Source organism: Vibrio injensis (assembly GCF_001895205.1).
GTDB lineage: Bacteria > Pseudomonadota > Gammaproteobacteria > Enterobacterales > Vibrionaceae > Vibrio > Vibrio injensis.
In genome coordinates, this window is the sequence record NZ_BDJF01000016.1 from 407,237 (window position 1) to 427,898 (window position 20,662).

At 43.8% G+C, this 20,662-nt stretch carries 24 protein-coding genes and 1 tRNA gene; 4 read left to right on the plus strand and 21 right to left on the minus strand.

What is annotated here, in order from left to right:
• Complete coding sequence (locus BSR11_RS06975; RefSeq protein WP_072669716.1) at window positions 1–1,800, plus strand: DUF3413 domain-containing protein; 1,800 nt, start codon at window positions 1–3, stop codon at window positions 1,798–1,800.
• A gap of 62 nt (window positions 1,801–1,862) precedes the next feature.
• Window positions 1,863–1,939, plus strand: a tRNA-Pro gene (locus tag BSR11_RS06980).
• A gap of 94 nt (window positions 1,940–2,033) precedes the next feature.
• On the opposite strand, the gene BSR11_RS06985 is transcribed toward BSR11_RS06980, so the two are convergent.
• Genes BSR11_RS06985 through BSR11_RS07010 form a run of 7 tightly spaced genes read right to left on the minus strand, consistent with a single transcriptional unit; the run spans window position 2,034 to window position 9,149 of the window.
• Window positions 2,034–2,297, minus strand: a complete 264-nt coding sequence (locus BSR11_RS06985; protein WP_072669717.1) for a phage tail assembly chaperone — start codon at window positions 2,295–2,297, stop codon at window positions 2,034–2,036.
• Window positions 2,287–2,625: a hypothetical protein gene (locus BSR11_RS06990; protein WP_072669718.1), complete on the minus strand. Its 339-nt coding sequence runs from the start codon at window positions 2,623–2,625 to the stop codon at window positions 2,287–2,289. Before BSR11_RS06990 ends, BSR11_RS06985 begins: the two co-directional genes overlap by 11 nt.
• 3 nt (window positions 2,626–2,628) lie before the next feature.
• Window positions 2,629–3,609 (minus strand): hypothetical protein, encoded by a 981-nt coding sequence (locus tag BSR11_RS06995; protein ID WP_072669719.1) that lies wholly within the window; start codon window positions 3,607–3,609, stop codon window positions 2,629–2,631.
• Entirely contained in the window at window positions 3,602–3,757 is a 156-nt protein-coding gene (locus BSR11_RS17280) for a hypothetical protein (protein WP_167363650.1), read from the minus strand. Before BSR11_RS17280 ends, BSR11_RS06995 begins: the two co-directional genes overlap by 8 nt.
• Before the next feature lie 41 nt (window positions 3,758–3,798).
• On the minus strand, window positions 3,799–4,902 hold the full coding sequence (locus BSR11_RS07000) for a DUF6453 family protein (RefSeq protein WP_072669720.1): 1,104 nt from the start codon (window positions 4,900–4,902) through the stop codon (window positions 3,799–3,801).
• Window positions 4,899–8,525, minus strand: a complete 3,627-nt coding sequence (locus BSR11_RS07005) for a TipJ family phage tail tip protein (RefSeq protein WP_072669721.1) — start codon at window positions 8,523–8,525, stop codon at window positions 4,899–4,901. The genes BSR11_RS07000 and BSR11_RS07005 overlap by 4 nt, the downstream gene beginning before the upstream one ends.
• A gap of 18 nt (window positions 8,526–8,543) precedes the next feature.
• On the minus strand, window positions 8,544–9,149 hold the full coding sequence (locus tag BSR11_RS07010; protein WP_072669722.1) for a tail assembly protein: 606 nt from the start codon (window positions 9,147–9,149) through the stop codon (window positions 8,544–8,546).
• A 143-nt stretch (window positions 9,150–9,292) separates the two neighbouring features.
• Here BSR11_RS07010 and BSR11_RS07015 point away from each other — a divergent pair, with 143 nt between their 5' ends.
• Together BSR11_RS07015 and BSR11_RS07020 are read left to right on the plus strand one after the other, a co-directional pair.
• Window positions 9,293–10,177 carry an exonuclease domain-containing protein gene (locus BSR11_RS07015; protein WP_083544886.1) on the plus strand — a complete coding sequence of 295 codons (885 nt, stop codon included), beginning with the start codon at window positions 9,293–9,295 and terminating at the stop codon, window positions 10,175–10,177.
• An 8-nt stretch (window positions 10,178–10,185) separates the two neighbouring features.
• Window positions 10,186–10,695, plus strand: coding sequence for a hypothetical protein (locus BSR11_RS07020; protein WP_072669723.1), 510 nt, complete (start codon window positions 10,186–10,188; stop codon window positions 10,693–10,695).
• Window positions 10,696–10,707: 12 nt separating this feature from the next.
• On the opposite strand, the gene BSR11_RS07025 is transcribed toward BSR11_RS07020, so the two are convergent.
• From BSR11_RS07025 to BSR11_RS07085, 14 genes are all read right to left on the minus strand, one after another.
• Window positions 10,708–11,439 carry a C40 family peptidase gene (locus tag BSR11_RS07025; RefSeq protein WP_072669724.1) on the minus strand — a complete coding sequence of 244 codons (732 nt, stop codon included), beginning with the start codon at window positions 11,437–11,439 and terminating at the stop codon, window positions 10,708–10,710.
• A 2-nt stretch (window positions 11,440–11,441) separates the two neighbouring features.
• Window positions 11,442–12,188: a phage minor tail protein L gene (locus tag BSR11_RS07030; protein WP_072669725.1), complete on the minus strand. Its 747-nt coding sequence runs from the start codon at window positions 12,186–12,188 to the stop codon at window positions 11,442–11,444.
• 10 nt (window positions 12,189–12,198) lie between these two features.
• Window positions 12,199–12,537, minus strand: coding sequence for a phage tail protein (locus BSR11_RS07035; RefSeq protein ID WP_072669726.1), 339 nt, complete (start codon window positions 12,535–12,537; stop codon window positions 12,199–12,201).
• Between the two features lie 3 nt (window positions 12,538–12,540).
• On the minus strand, window positions 12,541–15,396 hold the full coding sequence (locus tag BSR11_RS07040) for a phage tail tape measure protein (protein ID WP_072669727.1): 2,856 nt from the start codon (window positions 15,394–15,396) through the stop codon (window positions 12,541–12,543).
• A 42-nt stretch (window positions 15,397–15,438) separates the two neighbouring features.
• The gene (locus BSR11_RS17285; protein ID WP_167363651.1) at window positions 15,439–15,600 is read right to left on the minus strand and encodes a hypothetical protein; all 162 of its coding nucleotides are present in this window, start codon (window positions 15,598–15,600) and stop codon (window positions 15,439–15,441) included.
• A gap of 92 nt (window positions 15,601–15,692) precedes the next feature.
• Window positions 15,693–16,136: a phage tail assembly chaperone family protein, TAC gene (locus BSR11_RS07045; protein WP_072669728.1), complete on the minus strand. Its 444-nt coding sequence runs from the start codon at window positions 16,134–16,136 to the stop codon at window positions 15,693–15,695.
• A gap of 10 nt (window positions 16,137–16,146) precedes the next feature.
• On the minus strand, window positions 16,147–16,623 hold the full coding sequence (locus BSR11_RS07050; protein ID WP_072669729.1) for a phage tail tube protein: 477 nt from the start codon (window positions 16,621–16,623) through the stop codon (window positions 16,147–16,149).
• Between the two features lie 103 nt (window positions 16,624–16,726).
• Entirely contained in the window at window positions 16,727–17,095 is a 369-nt protein-coding gene (locus BSR11_RS07055) for a DUF3168 domain-containing protein (protein ID WP_072669730.1), read from the minus strand.
• Window positions 17,092–17,556, minus strand: coding sequence for an HK97-gp10 family putative phage morphogenesis protein (locus tag BSR11_RS07060; RefSeq protein ID WP_072669731.1), 465 nt, complete (start codon window positions 17,554–17,556; stop codon window positions 17,092–17,094). Before BSR11_RS07060 ends, BSR11_RS07055 begins: the two co-directional genes overlap by 4 nt.
• Before the next feature lie 29 nt (window positions 17,557–17,585).
• A complete protein-coding gene (locus BSR11_RS07065) occupies window positions 17,586–17,948 on the minus strand; it encodes a head-tail adaptor protein (RefSeq protein WP_072669732.1) in 363 nt (120 codons plus the stop codon).
• Complete coding sequence (locus BSR11_RS07070) at window positions 17,948–18,241, minus strand: head-tail connector protein (protein ID WP_072669733.1); 294 nt, start codon at window positions 18,239–18,241, stop codon at window positions 17,948–17,950. The genes BSR11_RS07065 and BSR11_RS07070 overlap by 1 nt, the downstream gene beginning before the upstream one ends.
• Window positions 18,242–18,258: 17 nt before the next feature.
• Complete coding sequence (locus BSR11_RS07075; protein WP_072669734.1) at window positions 18,259–18,525, minus strand: hypothetical protein; 267 nt, start codon at window positions 18,523–18,525, stop codon at window positions 18,259–18,261.
• A gap of 71 nt (window positions 18,526–18,596) precedes the next feature.
• The gene (locus BSR11_RS07080; protein WP_072669735.1) at window positions 18,597–19,784 is read right to left on the minus strand and encodes a phage major capsid protein; all 1,188 of its coding nucleotides are present in this window, start codon (window positions 19,782–19,784) and stop codon (window positions 18,597–18,599) included.
• 4 nt (window positions 19,785–19,788) lie between these two features.
• Window positions 19,789–20,661, minus strand: coding sequence for a head maturation protease, ClpP-related (locus BSR11_RS07085; protein ID WP_072669736.1), 873 nt, complete (start codon window positions 20,659–20,661; stop codon window positions 19,789–19,791).
• Between the last annotated feature and the right edge of the window lies 1 nt (window position 20,662).

Sequence of the window (20,662 nt, forward strand, 5' to 3'; positions counted from 1 at the left end):
ATGGTAGATAGCGGAAATACATATGGTGAACGAGTCTCACGTCTAGTGAGCTGGGGGCATTGGTTTGCTTTCTTCAATATCATTGCAGCGATGCTGATTGGTACTCGTTACATCACTCAAACACCTTGGCCAGATACTTTTTTGGGGCAACTCTATTTAACCGTCTCTTGGGTCGGCCATTTCAGTTTTCTGGTGTTTGCTCTCTACCTACTGATTCTTTTTCCGCTCACTTTTTTAATCCCATCACGGCGGCTATTTCGTTTTTTTGCGGTCTGCTTTGCCACTTTGGGATTAACCGTATTATTAATCGACACCCAAACTTATCAAACAATCAATTTACACTTAACACCTGTTGTCTGGGAGTTAATGTTCAGCGATGAAAGTACGATTAGCGCCGATCTACAACATCTTTTTGTCGTATTACCACTGATCTTCCTCATACAATTGGCACTCTCTGAATGGGTCTGGCGTAAGCAACGTAAATTGTCCCATAAACGCATTGGTCGCCCAATCGCTGCCGTCTTTTTTTTCAGTTTTATTGCTAGCCATTTAATTTACGTCTGGTCGGACGCTTATTTCTATTCACCAGTCACCAGTCAAAAATCAAATTTCCCTCTTTCTTATCCAATGACAGCAAAGTCATTTATGGAAAAGCATGGCCTATTAGATAGAGACGAATATTTAAAACGACTACAGGAAAGCCAGTACAACGTCGATTTGGTCAGCTACCCATTAGAAAAAATTGAATTTGGTCGTCGCCCTAATCAACTCAATATCTTGGTAGTAAGCGTTGATAACTTACGTGCCGATGTACTGAATGAATCGCTGATGCCAAACACCCATCAGTTTGCGGAAAAGGCATTAACCTTTAGCAATCATTACAGTTCAAGTAATGATATGTATGGTATTTTCGGGCTATTTTATGGATTACCTAGCAGTTATGCAGGTAGCATTAAAGTACAAGGAACTTTACCAGTACTGATTGATGTATTAAAAAATCAAAACTACCAATTTGGTCTATTCAGTAGCGATAACTTCTCTGAGCCTCTGTTTCAAGAATCCGTTTTCCGTGGACTCCCGTTAGTGAAAATACCGTTTGCAGAGACACCAAGCGTTGATCAACAAACGATTAGCCATTGGTCTCAATGGGTACAACAAACTCATTCACCTTGGTTTAGCTTCATTGAACTTACTACGGTTGATAAATTTAATCAGTTGCTCCCACACGATAAACAAGCCACTACAACGGATAGATTTCGTCATAGCTACCATCATTCGGTCACTCAAGCTGATCTTGAGTTAGCGACTTTGTTTGATGAGCTGACAACCTTGGCTTTACTTGATAATACTATTGTGGTGATCACCTCTAACCACGGTACTGAGTTTAATGAAACCAGAAGCAATAGTTGGGGCGCTAACAGCAATTTCAGTCGCTACCAACTTCAGGTGCCCATGGTTATCTATTGGCCTGGTAAGGTACCAGCTATGTTTACTCACCGTACTAGCCACTTAGATTTTTCCGTCACTTTACTGCAAGATTTACTCGGAGTATCGTCTAACCCAAGCGATTTTAGCAGCGGTAAAAACTTGTTTAACGAAAGCAAAAGACGCTGGATTCTAGCTGGAGATACTCGTGAGCTCGCGCTGATTTCTGAGCAACAAACGACGGTCATTGATAAATTTGGCAACTTCAAGCTCTATGATGAACATTATCAAAGACTCACTAACGAGAATCCTACGCTACCCATTTTGATGCAAGGTTTAACCGAATTGCAGCGTTTTTATGCAAAAGATAATTAAATCATGGCGTTAAACATTTTTACACTTGACGCTGTAATCAAAAGCCAGTACATTACGCCCATCGGACTGTAGCGCAGCTTGGTAGCGCACCGTCATGGGGTGTCGGGGGTCGGAGGTTCAAATCCTCTCAGTCCGACCAAATTACCTCAATAAAACCAGCCACTTAAGGCTGGTTTTATTTTATAAAAAATTTGAGGTGGTAAAATGATGGTAAAACTATGGCAAAACATCACTTAGCGATTCATCAAATCCGGCTCAGTGGGTAGCTCAATCCCCCACGGAAAACCCTCCTGATCTGTCACGTCAAGCAAATCACGTCGATACACTGCAAGCACCTGCTTGCTCTCATCCGATAACTCCATCCAGCGAAGTGGATTCATTACGAAGTTATCCAGCTCTCTAAGCTTCATATCTCGCAGTGAACGCACTCGCGCAGCTTCCGACTCATTTCTCTCGCGTTCTAAATCTTCTGCTGTTTTTATATTCTTAAACGTCATTGATATCACCTTCAGTTAAAGACTCCTCTTGTGGCTCAGGTAGCCAGCGAATAGGGCAAGGAACTTCTCCTTGTTCAATTTCGAATGTGTAATCTACCCAGTCAGTAGATTGTTGAGGTTCAGCTTTGCTTGAGTCATAACAGTAGTTAATCGTCACTTCATCACGAGTAACAATACCAATGAATGGGCTTCCTTCTTCCGCCTCTGCTTGGCCTCCGTCAGGAATTTCAGATAAATCATAATCAACCCCATCTATGGTAACTACCAAGCCGTTTACGGATACTTTTGTGTTGTGCCACACTGGGCATGGGTTTAATTTGATTTTCATACTTTAATACCATGGTCCTATAGCTGTTATATCGATTGAAAAAGAATCTTGGGTAGCACCATTTGAGTATGCAGAGTAATTATATGCTGTGGCTGTTCTCGCCCAGACGCTAGCATTGCGCGCACGATTTCCCACGGCATTAGCCGTGACTTTTGGCGGAGAAGCAAAGGGGGCCGGATATGACAGATTTATTCCAATGGCTTTTTGCATTACGCCAGCTGTCGAGCCGTAGACATTAGATTCCTGTTCAGTTGTTGTCACATTAATTGTCGTTAAGCAAATCTGTACGTTAGCTGCAAACCTTAAAAAAACACCGTTTGGTGTTTGACCGTACTGCATCAACCCCCCAGTTGGGATTCCCTCTACTTGAGAGACATTACTCACTGAATTTGTTTGAGAATAAATTAAAATCCACCTACCAAAGGTTATCGTGTCAGTTGAAGTATCTCTACTAACCGTCCTTGTGAATTTGTTCCCATTAATATCCTCTACTAGTACTGAGTAGTTCCAATATGAACCTCCTGTTAGCCTTCCATGTACTTTCATAAACCACCAGTTAGCAGCAGAGGGCGGTTTGTTGGCAGGGTTAAATGAGGAACCATGCTGTATATTGATATATGTAACAGTGTTACTCGCTGGATAAAGAGTTGGATCATTGAAATTATTAAAAGAAACTGGGTTAGTACCCAATCCTGCAAAACCCACAGGGACAAGATGATTGATGTTTATATTGCTAAAGTTCGCGACATGCCTGCTAGCAGCAGTTCCCATTCCTTCCACTGACGCCCTTGCTGTGTTGTCATAGTCGTTAGTAGATAAGCCTTTCCCCGCTTCCGCCGGAACAAACCCACCCTCAATCTCTTCAAGAGCTTCGTTGTACTTAGTAAACGCAGCGCGTGGGCTTTCGCCTCTTCTTTTTTCTCCGTTCGGCCCGTCAGGCTGCGGCGTGTCTAGGTCAACTTTATAGAGTGACAAATCAGGCATCTTGTTTCTCGCTCTCTGGTTGTGGTGGAAGTGCTTTTTCTAATATGTAGTGAAATCGCGCTTGCAGCCCCGCGATCAACTCTGGCGTTAGCCGGTTGCCAGCGTTCGCCATGAGCACATCGGTAATTTCTTGGTTCGGTGTTTTCATAAAAACTCCAGGTATTAAAAAACCCGCCGAAGCGGGTTTGGTTAGAAGTAGTCATCTTCATGGATGTACATTATTGGAGAGTTATTAGAGTTCTCGCCCCAATAACCAAAAAAACCGCCAACAGGTAAGCTGCCTTGCCCTTTCCTTAAAACTCCGCAGGTCAACGATCCATTCGATTTTAGCCAAGTACTTACCGGAAATGGCAACCCACTTAATTTTGATATACCAATTAGCCTAGCTTTTATCATTGGCTTTTTTGTTGAAAAGTCTGGAATCATTTGAGCGTTAGAGTCACCAATTGAGTGCCATCCGGCACTGCCAGGAGGGTTAACTACTGGCGAAGGTGGAGATAAATACCCTCTCGGCATTTCCGGTATGAAGTCTGATCTGAAAGCTACCCCTCCATCATCGCCAAAAAATGCCATGCCGTATTCTGGAACGGACTGAGGCGGATCTCCGAACGCTATTACCTTTACTTCTCCAGATCTTGGGTTCTCTTCAGTGTATGTAAAGTCAACATAATATCTACCACCCGCTCTCATTATCATTACATGCCAAACTCCTTGCGACTGAAAAAGATAGCAGGCTATTGCGTTGAATCCGCTGTCGCTAATATAGACACTGGGAGCCGTTTCGGATGCGGGGATTCCTGTCGACACTGTTAGCTCTTTGCTCGATGTTGATAGCGCTGTTTTAAATCTCACTACGTTTAGCCGAGACGTGTTTGAAAGCGCAACAGAAACACCGCTTCCAGCTAACAATATTCCATAATCGTTTAACGCAGAAGTTACTGGATAGTACGCATATATATTAAATGACACATACTGATTATTCAGAGGCGAGCTTGAATACCCGTACCAAAGCTCTTGAGATATTGATACCAAACTGCCTGAAACTGTTGTTCTTAGCACGTACCCGCTAAATACGGTTCCAAACGAATCTGTATAAGCGATATGTCTTACCGCTGGACCAGCCGGCTGAACGAAAACAAGACATCCAGCAGGTATGTCAAACTCTTGAGTGATTGTTGGGGATGACAAATACTTAACTTGGAATGTCATTGTCCCCTTGTATGACATAGGGAACCATCCACTAGAAATATTAAGGGATTTATCTAGATCATAGATAGACAGACCATAGCTCATATTAGCCTCCCAAGTCTCACCCTAAGCAGTCCGCTTTCATCGTATATGTCAATTCTGTCATTGCTAATATCCATACCGCCGCTGCTTGTCGATGAATTTATTTTTATGTCACCATTTCTAAAGTTCATTCTAAGAATTGGTTCGTTATTTTGGTTTTTTGCATCAGACTCTAACCAATCTGTAAATTTTGCAGATCCGATTGATGCATTACCAATAATCGCCGAATTCAAAAACGCCGTATCGTTAACAGTGTCGAACACAAATGGAGCGTGTATCTCGCCGTTAACTGTGTTTAAGAATCCGATTGTATCGGCCATGACCAAGAATTCAGAGCGAACTTGACCATCCGCACCAATTGACGCGCCGAGCCCAACCCCTGCTTGCACAACTTTACCATCTGCACGAACCTGAGTTTTAACTTGCCAGTTCGCTTTTACAGAGCCGTCTAACTCCGCCAAAGCTTCCGATGTTTGCTGCACGACCGATTCCGCTTCGCCTATCTGAGCAGCAAGGGTTTGGATATCCTGAGCCAATGCAGAGTCCGCATTAGCTCTAGCCGTTTGTTCTGACAATATCGCCGCTGCATTGCCATCGACTTTGGCTGTCAGACCGCTTATATCCTGAGCCAATGCAGAGTCCGCATTAGCTCTAGCCGTTTGTTCTGACAATATCGCCGCTGCATTGCCATCGACTTTGGCTGTCAGACCGCTTATATCCTGAGCCAATGCAGAGTCAGCGTCAGCACGCGCGGTTTGTTCTTCAAGTATCTTAGCCGTGTTATCGTTAACTGTTGTAGAGATCGCGACAATAGACTGAGCTAAAGCCTCATCTCTCGTTACTGATGTTGCGTCCACTCTAGCTATATAAGCTTCGTTATCGCCGACTCTCGATGCTAGTATAAATATCTGCTTCGCTTTGGAGTAGTCCAAGCTGTTGTAAGCTGATGTTATGGTTCTCGTTCCAACAAACGTGTCTTGAGATCCGTCGTCACCTGCATACCAAAGGACATCATCTGGCGCGCTTTCATCGTCCCCCGTCAGATAGCCTATCAAGTTGCTTTCTATTTTGCCGCCAATCTCACCAACAATGCCGCTAGCAACGTCTTCTTGAATTTCTTCAACGAGACCGGGGGCAAGTTCGCCTGAGCCGATTTGCCCTTCTAAATAACTGAGAAGCTCGTTAGCGTCGGTCGATGATTTTCCATACGTCCAATCTGTCCACGGGCCCACGTTGCCGGTTCTGTCTTTTATTCTGGCTCTAAACCAAAATTCAACACCAGACGACAACCCCATCATCAAATGATCGGTAGTTGGATACGCATAACTTCCTAAAGCGATAGCGTTGGTGCCTTGAGCGTTATCTGCATATTCAATTTCAGTGAGAAGCGTATCTTCTGAACCTGAACTAAACCCCCAAGAAAGATAGATTGAAAAAGCTTTACTTGTTGTTGTGAAAATAGCTAAAGCTGGTGGCTCACCTATTTTACCGACAATGTCGGTCAGTGCCGATGACTTGGGGATAGATGCAACATCTGCAGAGTTTATTGCTCTTACTCGTGCTAAATATTGACCAGTGTAAACCCCTTTTATATCAACGCTAAGCTGCCCAGTTCTTGGCAGCTTTATCCACTCGCCAAAATCTTTTCTCCATTCAACTTCATAAGAGACGGCATTTTCAACAGCTGACCATTTAATTGACATGGTTGTTACAGCCATTGTCTGCTCTACATAAACAGACTGTCCTATAGTTACCTGTTCAGGTGGCTCTTGACCGCCTACTGGTATTGCACTGATAGGCCGATCTTCAATCCTTGCACCGGTATCGATGAAATTAAATTTACTCGGGTTATATTCAATGCCAGCAAACTCATATTCAATACTTTCACTATCTGCTTTATTTACCGAAATAATTTGAAATAGCTGGTAAGTTAGTTGATTACTTTCCAGAGTCCACTGTAAAAACTTAATAGGATGACCGCTGTATGAAAGTGACACTGTTACAGAACGACCATTAACAGCATTAATTGTACGAGATTCAGCCTTGCCAGTTGGTAAGTTAATAGCTAACCGGTCACCAATGTTTGCCGTAACATCTCTGTCCAGCGTGATCGTTAATCCATCGTCTGAAACGTCGCTAATTCTGCCGCCAATTTTTACGCCAGAGATAAGATCGTCCGCAACCCCCACGATATCACCGACCATGGGAATTTCACCTTCCATCCCCGTCTTGAAAGATACAGCACGATCGTTATTGTTGGTGTAGATGGCCCATTTTCCGCGCCGCTGAGCTTCTGATTCACGAGTACAGCCAAATGCCGATAGTTCTACGACATTATAACCATAGCGGCGTTGCAATGCGTTGTCGTAAGTCGTCGTAACATCCGACTCGTAGCTATTATCAGGATTGTCATAACTCACTAATGCCCGAGTGTATTTTACTCGCTCATCGCTACCTGAATAAGTAAATGCACCATCAATAACGTTAGCGTTAGTGAAGATGTAATCCATGTCTCTTGGCATATCAGCACGAACCGTCATCTGGCTCTGCATCCAATAAATCATACCGCGATAGATAGACGCGATATCTCGAAGAACCTGCCAAGCCTCAGCTGCTGTTGCGATATAAATATTACATTCGTAGCGGTGTTCGGTGCCGCCTTTGCCATTTGGAACAAGTTGATCACAATATTGAGCAATTCTGTATAACTCATATTTATCGACAAACTGAGGACCAACTTTGTCGCCGATTGAAAAGCGGTTTTCAATAATGATGTCATACGTAACCCATGCAGGGTTATTGCTGTAAGCAATCTTAAACCCACCAGACCAAACACCTGAATAAGTGCGAGTTTCTGGATCGTAATTATCCGGTACACGAATTTTACGCATCTTAGCAAGAGTGCTGATGGTCGGTATATTGCTAAACTGACTAGCGTCAAACTGAATGCCCAACAATGCCGTATTAGGGTAGCGCATTTTGCGGTCAATGACTTCAGTGATCGCTGCAATGTACATCGCGTCTGCAACACGAAGGCTATTTTTGTTTGGCGTTAATCGAGTAACCCTTATTGTCCAGTTATCACCTGCTGGTAGATCAACCCTAATACTTCTTTCGTAGCTGTTAACCGCTCTTCCGGTAACGCTGGGCTCGCTTACTGTAGCGTAACTTCCTCCATCGGTAGAAACTTCAATCCGAAAACTGATTGAATAACCAACCAAGTCGTTATTATCTTTTTGCTCCTGCAGCGCTGGCCAGTGAAAACGGATAATAACTGCTGAGAGCTGGTTATCTGTCAGAGCTTTAGTCCAAGCCGCATCACTGGTTAACTCAACCCCAACTATTGTTTCCGATTCAACTGCAGGGAATCCTTGTATGTACTCTTGATCGACAGTGCCAGGACGGAAGTCCCACTTAACGCCAGGAAAATTACTTGTACCGTTGGCTGAAACTAGTGGAGTTCCATCAAGGAATATTTTCTTTTCATCGACCCCGCCTTCAAACTCCCCTTCTCCAAGCGCCAACAAAATTCGAGCATTCGCAATTGATCTTAAATCGCTCGGGGCTTCGTAAGGAGTTCTTGCCTTTGAATCACCCGCTTTTTTTCCTGAGATAGTCTTATTCATGAATAACTTGACCTTAAGTTAAGCTATATCTTCTGCGTAAATGCCAGCGCTAATCACGGCGCCACCAATAATTCTTTCACCATATCCTATACCAACGATATGGCCTGAAGCGGTGGTATTCACCGCACCACCAAAGGCATAACTTGGCGAATTCTCTGATGCCTCCCTTGCGGAAATTCCTTTTTGTTGGGGAGAGATCATTTGCACAACGCCCCCAATCGTCATTGCTAACCCGACTGAAGCCGCCGTTCCCCAAGCACCAGCACCAGCTGCAAATGCAGCCCCAACACCACCGGTTGCTATTGCTGCTGCAGCAATGATCGCTACACCCAATACCGTTTGTAGAACTCCTGCTCTTTTGCTTCCATCAACCACCGGCACAATACGAACCTCTCTGGTTCCTGCCATTGTGATGTCTTGATCGGTAATGTTTTCTCGGTTTCGAAATATTGCGTAGCGAATACCTTTTTTTGATTGCTGTTTAATAAATTGCTCAAAACCATCTACAGTGTTTTTTAGTGCTGAGAATGCCTCTTTCGTTGTGCCGGAATCTAAGTGATAAGAATGCTGGCGCCCGAATCTCTGCGCTAGAGAACCGGATAATAGAATGGTTGTATATGACATTTTCTAAGGTTCCGTTGTTAAAATTTGGATACAAAAAAAGCCACATAAGCGGCGGAGATCAACTATTTAGTTATCGGTACTATGAACTGACTATTTCATTGGTATAACTTAACAAACCTAGTTGCATAAAATAAGGGACGTTCGTGGGCATTAATGATGTAGTAGTAATTGATGTAGAAACATCAAACCCTAACTTATCCTCTATCTGTCAGATAGGGGCGGTAAAATGGACAAATGGAGAAAAGCTCGAATTATCAAGCCTTATCAATCCAAAAACTTACTTTTCAGAAGTAAATAGTCATATTCATGGGATCAGTGAACATGATGTGGCTAACGCTCCAGATTTCGCTGAGTTTTTACCAACTTTCATTGATTTTGTTGGCGACCGTATCATTGCTTCTTATGGAGCGTTTGATCGCTCTGCGATTAATAAAACACTTGAACTACATGAACAGACCTTGTTGAGTAACCAATGGTTAGATATTTCCACTGTCGTTCGTCGCACGTGGCCAGACAAATACGCCCAAAAGGGTTACTCTCTTAAAAATGTTACTAAAGATCTAGGCCTTAATCTTGATAACCATCACGATGCGCTTGCTGACTCCATAGCCGCTGCTGAGGTGCTTAATGTGGCGGTTTCGCAAAGCAACACTCAAGCAACAGAATGGTGTGAAATTCTTAAGAAAAGAAAGTCTAAATACCATATTGACTACCCAGATTCAGGAACGAAGGCTCCACCACCCAATGAAGATGGGCCACTCTATGGCGAAGTGGTAGTATTTACGGGCGATTTATCTATACCAAGACCACAAGCTAAAATTGCCGCTGCAAATGCAGGCTGTGAAGTTAAAAGCAGCGTTAGTCGCAAAACTACGCTTATTGTTGTGGGCTCTACTAACTTTGCCTTAATTGGTGACAAAGGGAAAAGCAGTAAACAAATCAGAGCGGAAGAACTAGCCGCTCAGGGTTTTCCGATTCGCTTTCTAAGTGAATCAGATTTTATGACAATGTTACACACTGAAAATTAAGGAATATAATGAATAAATATCTCACTATGGCTCTTACTGTCTTACTTTCTGGCTGCACCAATAATGTAATGGAGCCAACTGTAATAGAAAGAATTGACTTCCCTACTCATGAATATGAAGCCTTAGAAAAAGAAGGAACAGGTAAAGTTTCTGGTCAAGTATTCCTTAAAACCAAGGGGGGAGATGTAAAATACGGTGCTGGATCTAAGGTTTGGTTACACCCTAAGACATCATATAGCGATCAATGGTATTCCATCCACCAACAAAATAATTTTAAAGTTTACGGCTACGGATTAAAGACATTAAGTAAACCTGATAGCAGAATTGCTCCTTTTGTCAGAGAAACACAAGCTGATGGTTACGGATACTTCTCGTTCAGTGAAGTGCCCGCTGGGACTTTCTACCTTTCCAGCGGTGTAACATGGGAGATACCAGGAGCTGCGCCTCAGGGAGGTGTGATCATTCAAATCGTCGATGTGGAAAATGACAAAGAAAATAAAGTTATGTTAACTAGATAGCTTAAACGCAATCTAGCGATGTCTGACCACTAATCTGGTGTTTCTTTTCCAGTAGCCACCATAAACTTCTCGCTTGCTTAGCCTTCCGTATAGATGGTGAATAATTTCTCCATTTCCAACATAGACGGCGGCATGGTTTACTCGCTTGCTGCGAATTTGCATAAGAACAACATCCCCAACTTTGAATTCAAAGTTGGCTAAATCATCTGGAGAGCCTGTACTCACAGGCTTAAAACCAGCAGATTTAAAGTTCTCGAGATAAAGCTCTTGATCACCCTCCCACCAGCCATCTTGCCTTTCATAGTCTGGCAGCGTTATTTTCAACTCTTGGCTGTAGTAATCACGAACTAAGGTGTAACAATCCCAGACCCCATGAACGAACTGCCTCCCAATCAATGGAGCTGGTTCACTGCTTGGCGTGAATGCATGCAAATCACCTTCTGGCCAGCTGAATATATACCAATCAGCTTTCGGGTATTCTGAATGCAGACTGTGAGCTTTAGCTAGATCGGTCAAACTTGGATTGCTTGTTGAGTCTGGGTGACTGTGGCAAATACCTAAAATATCCCCCATGAATTCACATGCGCTTAGATCAGCAGGATGAATAATAAAATCATTCTCGGGTTCTGGCGCACTGTTCCTGCACGGAACGTAAACCATATCATTATCTTGCTCGATTAATAATCCACAGCACTCTTTGGGGTACTGCAACTTTGCGTGCTCTATAAAGTCGAACTGCCACATGCTTATTTCCTTATTAATCTCACTGCCGGAAAACCACCATGAGGTAACTGGTTATTTTCGCCAAACCGTAATGCACACCCAGTTAGTGTCCCTGAACATTTATCATTAGCTGGATCATCTGTTGGTTCGTCATTATCAGTAAACATGGCTGAGCCGCTATAGCCGCAGTCTGCGCCGCGATACTGCCCTTTTAGGCACCACTGGCAATATGCAGTCATTTTCCGGCCGATTTGGATACCACCCACATCGGCTGGGCTCGACAACTCAAACGTAACAGCCGTTTTATCTTCCGAGACCTTGCGCCGGATATACCAGATCTCTACGTGCTCTTGTTCAGGATCTGCTTGATCGTTCCCATTTGGAAAATTTTCAGCATCAAGATATTTACTCAGCGTTCTGCGTATTGTCACTTTTGCTTGAGACATGTCTTGATAAGCCAAGCACAGAGCTGTAATAGATCCATCAACATTGGCCACACTTAATGTTGGTGATGAGGGGGATCCATCACTAGTCGCATTTAGCCCCGTTATTTGGCAAGGCCAACTGTAATAACGTTCGCCCCGCCAAATGATCGCCTTAGAAGTCAACGCTTCCCCTGTTGTAAGTGAGACTTGTATTTCTTCTTCGCTATATGGCTCAAGGTGGGATTGAAATCGAAGTATATCAGCGTCAAACTCCGAGCCATCTACCTCAAAAAGTACTATTTCACTGCCAGGTTCTAACGTTTGGATATCCGTTGTTAATGACATTATCGTTACCTTATGGATGAAAAGCTTCAATAAATGTTGCGCTTATTCGGTACATTCCTGCCCCCAGTGGGAGCAAGGAATACTCTTCGACTTTGTAAAGACCAATAGGAGATAGCGGCGGCTTCCATGCAAAGGATTTATACCCTTCGTGATCATCAAAAAACTGTTTGATCGCTCCAGCTTCGGCTTTTCTCTTGGTAAAGCTTAATGGCCAGCTTTGTTGGCGGTTGTTAATTCCATCCCCTGCAGATTGGGTATAACCATCACCAAATTTGGCGCTTCTCACTCTAAAGTTTGTGCTTCCTGTCGCTTCTTTGTCCGCGCAAAAGGTGAATACACTAATTGCCATAAGTTACCTTCCGTTTTGAGCACGCCAAATTAAACCGCCGGGCCTTAACTGCTTGGCAATTTCTTCTCTGGCTCCCATTTTTGCCGAATCTGCATAGGCTTTAGCAATAGACTGCTGATCGATACTTGCGCCGTTATTGCTTTGTGAATCTGGGATATTGATCTCTTGCTGAATAACCACACTGGAAGGGGACGAGACAACTGTATTTATGGCAGGAGCATTTAAACCAACCGCCCCGCCAGAAGAGTAACCTTTTAAGCCTTCTTTGTAGTTAATCACCCCTTTGCGCATGGCTTCAACAATACCAACCCCACCAGCTCGAGAAACATCAGCTTGAGACCAAACAACTTCCCCTTTGTGAACGATACCTGCTGGTTTATTTTTATCTCCGGGCCCTGTATATCCACCGGAACTAAAGCCTATGCTGTCAAATGATGAACCGCCAAAGCCGTTACTTAATCCAGTAGAAGGCGCTGATGCTGCACCAGCTGAAAAAAACGAAACACCAAGACTTAATATTCCGACAGCCGCCTGTTGTGATGCTATTCTCGCCATGTCTTGTAGTATCGATTCCGAAAAGTCTCTAAATGACGCTTTACCATTAACAGAAAATTTATAAATAGAATCTTCCATTGCAGTAAATGCACTAGTAAAAAAACCTTGAGTTATCTTGGCGGCTCTATTTGCTTCGTAAACGTAGTTATCAAATGCGGCTTTGGCTCCATTTTTCCAATTGGACTCTAGCTCATCAAGCTGTTCATAATACTTACGTTGCGCCTCAAGTCTTTCCTCCAAGCTTTGCTCTAATATCTGCTTTTGAGCATCCAGCTCATCGTTTGACATTTTGCCCGCTAAATTGCTTGCCGTGGCTCGTTCAATTTGCTTTGCAATATCATTGCGAATTGCCTGTTCTTCTCTAAGACGTTTTAGTACTTCATCTCCAGCGCCGTAATTTGCTAGTGAGTTTTGGTAATTTTGAACATCGCTGGCTAGTTGAGCCGTTGTTGATGCTTGCATATTCTGAATGCGAATCACTTGCTCTCGAAGCGCTAATTCAGATTCAATGGCAATATTTTTCTTTAATTGTTCTCGAATGGTATCTTCTTCGGCAATCAAGCTTTTTTGCTGAGCGGTAAGAGTTTTCTTCTCTTTTAGATCAACAATCTGTTGCTCAAACTTGACCAATTGTTGCTTTGAAGAAGAGAGTTTGGCATTGGTATTGAGTTGTTCATTAAGTGCTGCCTCTTGCTCTCTTAAGCGCATTAGCATTTGCTGAGCCGCGCTGTCATTAACAGCTTTACTTGAATCTTTGAATTGTTTCTCTATGTATTCAATATCTTTTTTTATTTGTTCTGGGTTTAGAAGTTGACTGTTAGGGTTGGCGACCCTAATAGCTTCAATGCTGGATAAATAATCTTCGACTGCTTTTTTTCTTTTTTCATCAATAGACAAGCCTTCTTGTCTTATCTTATTTACAGATGAAATGCCTAGTTTGGCTTCTGATTCAATCTTGTTTATTCTGGCTTTTCTTTCAGCTTCATCTTTATCAAGCTCTGAAATAATAAGTAGCTCATCGCGTTGCTGCTTTAATCGTTCAAGTCTCTCATTATCGGCTTTTGCCATTTTTTGCAATCGATTTGAGTCGATATAACCAAAATTTACATTTCTACCGCTAAGAATAGAGTCTCTGCCCTTGCTTATTGCTTCTATCTTTTTGATTTCTTGCTCTATTTTCACAAGTTCTTCGGATGAAGTATCTTTTCTTCCTACGTTTAAAACTTCATCCCACGCATCAGCAGCAGCAGATCTTATAGATTTCCACGCTTTTTCTATATAACCAAGATTATCAGTGATCTCACCTGTTCTCTGATCAATGGTATCAGCATATGTTTTTACAGCTAACGAGACCGCTTCTTGTTCTCTGCCCTGCATTTGCAAGGCTGTGATTTGCTCATAAATAGAAGATGTTAAAAAGTTTTGGGCTTTATCTAGTTCAATAATTGCCTTGCCAGGCTCCTCAGAAAGCCTGATAAACTCTGCAATCGTTTCAGATACAGCCTTGCCTGTTGCAGACTCCATTTTTACAGCTGCAAGCGCGACCATTTCTATTTGATTAGCTGAAAAAATAGCACTATTTGCAACTTCAGCGATCGCTTTTGCTGCATTGCGCTGAGTGCCAGAAACCTCATCAAGGCGCTTGGCCATTTGAGATAGTTGATCTGATGTAACACCTGATGCATTGCCAGTTAAAATTATAGCGTTTTTATAACGGTCTGCCTCTGCACTGCCTTGATAGTAAGCAAGAGCCAAAACTCCTGCGGCCGATGCTGCGATAGTAAATGGATTGACAAGCCCAAGTACATACCCTCCCATGGCTTTAGCTGCGAGTCCGATACCGCCGAACATATCTTTAATCTGTCCGCCTTGCTGTAATAATACGGTCAGTGGCTTTTGTCCGCCCTGCAATGAAACTGCGATATCAGTAAACTGAGCTGGCAAACCTCGCATAGCAAATGCCATTTCTTTTGCGGATTTACCATTCTTTCCAAACTCAATAGATGTTTTACCAACTGAATCGCGCATTTCTTTAAGCTTGCCAAGATAAATGTCATAATCATCTTGTCCTATTGTCCCAGCCTTGCGGTGCTTACGAAGCTTTTCCTCCATTTTATCAATACGATCATACTCAGCAACAACAGGGTCAATCTGTGCAACTAACCGAGACAACTCATCTCTTTGTCTTCTTGCTGATTTGTTTAGACGCTCTACAGCTGCTTCAGCCCTGCCGGCACCTTGAGTAAAACTGCCAGTATTCATCACCATATTAACGGTTAAATTACCGAGAGAGCGAGATGACATGAAACGATCTCCAGTTGAGAAAGCCCAGCAGTGCTGGGCCGTTTATTTTTTTTCGGTTTGTTTTGCTACAGCTTTAAGTGCAGCAAAAATATCATGAAGATTTGCTGATTCTTCTGGTATTGAATTATCTTCACTACTTGAGGGGTAAATATTTATATCTTCCGGCTTAAGGTTCGTTTTATTTATCGCTGCAATTAAGAACATCAAGCTTTCAGTCGCATCAGTAATACGTCGCTGATTACATAGTGGTCCGTGTTTAATTCGATAAGACTGCCAGTCGATAACCTCTTTATAAGTTAATTTTTGCTTAGCCTCTTCGACCGTGGTCCCGCCAATTCCAGCGAGGACGAGTTCTTGCCAGAACTCACACTCTGGCTCGATGGCTTTGGGTCTGCCTTATTCCCTAAGCCATTAGCATCGTAAATAGCATTGAGTAATGCCATGGCAAGTGAATCACAGATAGGTCCATGTTCTTCGTTTCCAACGATGTCTTCAACCTTAAAGACTGGTGAACCATATTCATCAACCACACTAGACGAGATCCTAGACGCCATAACAAAAACAGAATCGGTGCCTGATTGACTCTCTTCAATCAGCGTTATAAATGACTTCTTCCGAATATAAACAACGGCCTCATGGAGCTTTTTGTCGTCAGTGATCCATTTGATTTCACGACGTTCTGGTTTGGCTGGCGCAAAAGCACCAGCATTTTTCAACATATCAATACTGAGCTGTTGCATTAATTAATCCTTATTCTTTTGGAATTAAAATAGGGTCGCCAGACACTTGAATGCCTACGGTTGATGCGACCACAGCATTCAATGCAAAGCTAAATGGATAGCTATTCATGAACCCTTCAAAAGCAATCCAACTTCGCGTTGCCGGGAGGGTGAATTCAGCGGCTTCATTCTCTCCGGAAACCGTTGGAGCGATACCTTTACCATCAGACCACCCAATAACCCACTTCAAAGTAACACCTTGGGTTTTTAGTTGGTGTAAGCGAACGTGGCTTGCATCTTTTGGATCGACGTTAATACCAAACGTGGCCGTTCCAGGCGTTGCCATTCCAGATTCATAGGTCCGAGCATCACCTTCTAAACATGATGTTTCGATCTGATCTAAGGTTGAATCAATACCGTCAATTGATGTAACACAGCTTACAGCTAAAAGAGAACCGTCTGCTGGGTCAATCGTATATAGAGATGTGCCTTGTGTCTTTATGGCCATGTTTTGTCTCCAATTGGTGCCGCATAGTGCGGATTTTTTGATGCACAGGAAAAATAAAACCCGACTCATTGGTCGGGTTCTAAATTGCTTTTGTGTATTTTGGTTATCTATCGACTAGCCAATCAACATCAAAACCACTGCGATAGTTCATGGTTTCGCTGTCTCGGTGCTCTCCTCGATAACTAGTTAACATGCAGTAGGGTTCGATGGCATGGCGAATCGCCCCTGCCACCTCTCTAACCGATGATACGGAGTCTCCATATACATCGATTTGAAGTGTGTAATCATCGATATCTGGTCTATTGTCCATATAGTTTTCAGGCTGACCTGTTATGACCTGCCAAACAGCATAAGGCTTTACTGGTGTTTGAGGCGCAAGCCCAAACATATAAAGCCTAACTGGACTGCTTCCAAGTAAAGATGTAACAAGTGGATCTTGGCTGCAAATAAGATGAATAGGGGCGGTGTTCACTTGTATAGTTCCTTGGCGATTTCTCTATCTAATTCATGCATAAGTGTATCGATCGCTTGTTGCCGTTTTTCTGCAAGCGCAGGGCGCAAGAAAGGCTTTGCTCTGCTGTGCTCGGTACCTAACTCGATTAAATGCCAGTGAGGAGTGTTTCCTTTTGCACCTTCGTCAGGGTTCCCTTTAGGAATCCGGCCTTTAAGAGTGGATACGCCTATTCGATACATTAGATCGCCAGTCTGTTTATAATGTCGACTGGCAAATTGAAGTCGGATGTTGTCTCGGATTCTTCGAGCGGTATTTGGGTCATCAACTAAGAGTGCGTTTTCTTTAGCAGCTGCCGCGATCACGTTAGCTGCTTTTCTTAACGCTCTTCGTCCCGCAGCATCACCCACTTCTCGATCTAATCTTGCTAATTTATCTTTAATTTGATCTAGACCGTGTATTGCAAACTCTACATTTTTCATTCAACACCTCTCATGTGTTGATTTGGATATTAAATGCCGCTAGTGCTGACACCTGCTTTACACTTAAATCTCCACTCCTGCCGAGCAGTTTTATCTGTTTCGACTGAAACTATGCCAAATACTTGACCTTCCCATAGTATTCGACACTTATATAAACTTTGTTGGTCATAGGGAAACCAGCGCATGTTAATTCTTGCGTCTACTTCGGCATGTTTAGATGCAGAAGATATCACTTCTCGACCTGCACCCGTTAAAACCTCTGCGGGGATGTTTGGTTTACCAGGTGATAATTCAATATTCACCCAGATGATTGTCATTTCGCCCGTTAGTGGATTTTGTTCCTCTATTGGCTCCTGAATATTTACTGAATGGATTAAGCGATGCGCTAACATTAAACACCCCAGTTAATGCGAAATGGTGTAAGTTTAATTTCTGCACCTTTGCGCAATTTTTCCGCATCATCAGGTGATGCTTGGTAAGAGGCTTGCATGAGCATAATAACCCCAATTTTTAATGATGCTGGAAGTTCGCTCTCACCTTCTGGGATTACGCTAGCTAGAGGCTGATCGATAAACTGCTCCGCTTCCGATTCCGCGCCATCGAGTAACATTTGCAGTTTTTCATCTTCAAAGTCATGAATGACGCTTAGGCATTGCTTGGCGCTTTCAAGGGTAATTATACTCATGGGTTATCTCGTTTAACTTACGACTTTGCTGTCGTTTTTCTTCCGCGCTTTTTGGGTTCAGCTGCTTCTTGTTCTTCTTGAGATGGCTCTTCATCTTTCGAAGGTTCAGCTGCTTCTTGTTCTTCTTGAGATGGCTCTTCGGCGAGATAAACCATTCCTTTCGCGTTAAGCTGCTGATATTCCCATTCAGTAACTTCAAACGGCTCTGAGCTTGGCTTCTTCATTTGATTGGCAAATCGCCCCCAGTAGAAACATTTCTTTGCCTTAACTGTTACTTTTTTCATTTCGATTACTCCAAATAATAAAGGCCGAACTAGCGGCCTTTATGGTTGTTTTGATTAATCATCCCTTGCGATTACGCTTCTTTTAGTTCGCCAGTCACAAACGCTTCAGGGCGATACACCGCGAACGCTAAGCGCTCTTCGGCACGCAGAGTAACCATATTGTTTTCAAAGTCTTTATCGTTTTCTGTCGATACCAGAACTTCGATGTCCATGCGGTCGAAGATCTGTGCAGCAAGGTTAAACGCACCCGTTAAGAAGGCGTTTTGGTTGATGGACTGAGTAGCCACAACAGGTAATCGCCACAAGGTTGGCGTGGTACCGTTTTGTGGGTTACCGATGATGTATTTACCGGTACTGTCTTTCAGCAGTTCGATCGTTGCCCAGTCGGTAGGGTGAAGAACAATGCCAGTTGCTGGGTATTCTGCCAGTGCGGCTTGAAGAATAGCCAAGCGCAGGCGGTCAATGCGCTGCTCTGTGGTCACTTCTGCACCTGCTGGCGCTGCATAAGCGGACGCTTGCGGAATAATGCCATGCAAGTTTGCGCCTGTGCCGTTTCCGTACAATAGCTGACCTTCTTCTTTGATCATCAAGCCGTAACGCGCTCGCGCATCAATGAAGCTGGCTAGAGCGGAAGCGTCATCCAGAATTTGGCGTGATGCCTTCATCAAATGCGCAATGGTTTGCACGCTGGCATTCTCCATTGCGAAGTTGATATCTGAATAGGGTTTTGATGTGTTTTCAGCCACTGGAGCGGCGTTGTTGGTAAAGCCCGTTTCTTTGACGTACTGAACCATGTTGCTGGTTGTGGTTCCTGGTGCTATCAAATCACGAATCGTCATTTGACGCTCTGGAATAGCGATGATTCCCGCTCGGCGATCTGGCGCGACTAAACCGCCGCCTGAACCTGTTGCTGAGGTAATCGCTGAGCGCGGCATTTGGATGCGTGTTTGTCCACGAAAGTTAGATGCAACACCCTCTGCTGATAGTTTTTCAGCTACGATGTTTCCGGCGGAGCGAAATTCTTCTTCGCCGTTTTCTTTTCCGGCGTTAAGCATTTTCTGCTCTGCTTCTTGTAGGCGCGCTTGTAGTTCGCCTTGCTTGGTTAGGATTTCATCCACTGAGGCACGGGTTTGTGCGCTCATTTCGCCAAGGCGAGCAACTTCTTTATTTGCTGCTTCCGCCTGAGCTTTTACTGCATCGCCAATTTTATTAAGGCTAGATTGCAATGTTTCTACTTGTTGTTCTAATGGTGCTGACATGGTTTTAGCTCCGTAGTGATTCAAGAATGTCATTTGCCGCGCTCAAAGAGGCGGAGAGATCGATTTGAGCGACAGCGTTTTGCGTGCCGGTCGTGATAGCGCTAGGCGTATCACCGCCACCAGCGTTATGCGTAGTGGACTTGAGGTTTGAAAAGAGTTCGCGGCGCTTAGCGCGTGGCATGCCTGTTTTGGCGAGTGCCATGTCCATCGCTTTTAGTGCGTTGGCCTGTTTTGATTCCTCATCATTGGTTTCTTTCACTTCGGATGGGTCAATGATCGAAGTGCAAAGCCCAAGCTCTACCGCTTTTTTGCCCCGGATGTAGCTTTCTGCATCCATCATGCGGCTCATTTCTTCTACTGGCTGGCCGCTGGTATCGGCATAGACATCCGCCATTGCTGCATCGAACTCTTCCATGGTGTCTGCCATTTCGCGCAGGAAATGACGATTGCCAGCCAAATAAGTCCAGCAGTTGTGGATCATCAAGAAAGAACTTGTGGCGATTTGGCGGTCATCACTTGCCATGGCGATGATCGAGGCCGCTGAGGCTGCAATGCCGATCACTTTGATGGTGACTTCTTGAGAGTGCTCTTGCAGTCGGTTGTGGATGGCGATGCCTTCCCACATGTCGCCACCTGGTGAGTTGATGTAAACGGTAACCGGCTTGTCACCGATTGAGCGCAATGCTGCATCAATGCGTTTTACAGTGATGCCTTCACCCCACCAATCTTCACCGATCACGCCGTAAATGGTAATGGTGGTTTCAGAGTCGTAACCTTCTGCTCGGATAGCTGGGTTCCACATTTCCAGCGCTTTAGGGCTAATGTCGCTGTGCATTTGGCCTGACTTCATCAGCCAGTTTTTCAGATTAATTGGCATA

What these genes read in the sequence shown, in the direction of transcription:
- BSR11_RS06975 (WP_072669716.1), top strand. Translation starts at nt 1, where the DNA reads ATGGTAGATAGCGGAAATACATATGGTGAACGAGTCTCACGTCTAGTG.
- BSR11_RS06985 (WP_072669717.1), bottom strand. Translation starts at nt 2,297, where the DNA reads ATGACGTTTAAGAATATAAAAACAGCAGAAGATTTAGAACGCGAGAGA.
- BSR11_RS06990 (WP_072669718.1), bottom strand. Translation starts at nt 2,625, where the DNA reads ATGAAAATCAAATTAAACCCATGCCCAGTGTGGCACAACACAAAAGTA.
- BSR11_RS06995 (WP_072669719.1), bottom strand. Translation starts at nt 3,609, where the DNA reads ATGCCTGATTTGTCACTCTATAAAGTTGACCTAGACACGCCGCAGCCT.
- BSR11_RS17280 (WP_167363650.1), bottom strand. Translation starts at nt 3,757, where the DNA reads ATGAAAACACCGAACCAAGAAATTACCGATGTGCTCATGGCGAACGCT.
- BSR11_RS07000 (WP_072669720.1), bottom strand. Translation starts at nt 4,902, where the DNA reads ATGAGCTATGGTCTGTCTATCTATGATCTAGATAAATCCCTTAATATT.
- BSR11_RS07005 (WP_072669721.1), bottom strand. Translation starts at nt 8,525, where the DNA reads ATGAATAAGACTATCTCAGGAAAAAAAGCGGGTGATTCAAAGGCAAGA.
- BSR11_RS07010 (WP_072669722.1), bottom strand. Translation starts at nt 9,149, where the DNA reads ATGTCATATACAACCATTCTATTATCCGGTTCTCTAGCGCAGAGATTC.
- BSR11_RS07020 (WP_072669723.1), top strand. Translation starts at nt 10,186, where the DNA reads ATGAATAAATATCTCACTATGGCTCTTACTGTCTTACTTTCTGGCTGC.
- BSR11_RS07025 (WP_072669724.1), bottom strand. Translation starts at nt 11,439, where the DNA reads ATGTGGCAGTTCGACTTTATAGAGCACGCAAAGTTGCAGTACCCCAAA.
- BSR11_RS07030 (WP_072669725.1), bottom strand. Translation starts at nt 12,188, where the DNA reads ATGTCATTAACAACGGATATCCAAACGTTAGAACCTGGCAGTGAAATA.
- BSR11_RS07035 (WP_072669726.1), bottom strand. Translation starts at nt 12,537, where the DNA reads ATGGCAATTAGTGTATTCACCTTTTGCGCGGACAAAGAAGCGACAGGA.
- BSR11_RS07040 (WP_072669727.1), bottom strand. Translation starts at nt 15,396, where the DNA reads ATGTCATCTCGCTCTCTCGGTAATTTAACCGTTAATATGGTGATGAAT.
- BSR11_RS17285 (WP_167363651.1), bottom strand. Translation starts at nt 15,600, where the DNA reads ATGTTCTTAATTGCAGCGATAAATAAAACGAACCTTAAGCCGGAAGAT.
- BSR11_RS07045 (WP_072669728.1), bottom strand. Translation starts at nt 16,136, where the DNA reads ATGCAACAGCTCAGTATTGATATGTTGAAAAATGCTGGTGCTTTTGCG.
- BSR11_RS07050 (WP_072669729.1), bottom strand. Translation starts at nt 16,623, where the DNA reads ATGGCCATAAAGACACAAGGCACATCTCTATATACGATTGACCCAGCA.
- BSR11_RS07060 (WP_072669731.1), bottom strand. Translation starts at nt 17,556, where the DNA reads ATGAAAAATGTAGAGTTTGCAATACACGGTCTAGATCAAATTAAAGAT.
- BSR11_RS07065 (WP_072669732.1), bottom strand. Translation starts at nt 17,948, where the DNA reads ATGTTAGCGCATCGCTTAATCCATTCAGTAAATATTCAGGAGCCAATA.
- BSR11_RS07070 (WP_072669733.1), bottom strand. Translation starts at nt 18,241, where the DNA reads ATGAGTATAATTACCCTTGAAAGCGCCAAGCAATGCCTAAGCGTCATT.
- BSR11_RS07075 (WP_072669734.1), bottom strand. Translation starts at nt 18,525, where the DNA reads ATGAAAAAAGTAACAGTTAAGGCAAAGAAATGTTTCTACTGGGGGCGA.
- BSR11_RS07080 (WP_072669735.1), bottom strand. Translation starts at nt 19,784, where the DNA reads ATGTCAGCACCATTAGAACAACAAGTAGAAACATTGCAATCTAGCCTT.
- BSR11_RS07085 (WP_072669736.1), bottom strand. Translation starts at nt 20,661, where the DNA reads ATGCCAATTAATCTGAAAAACTGGCTGATGAAGTCAGGCCAAATGCAC.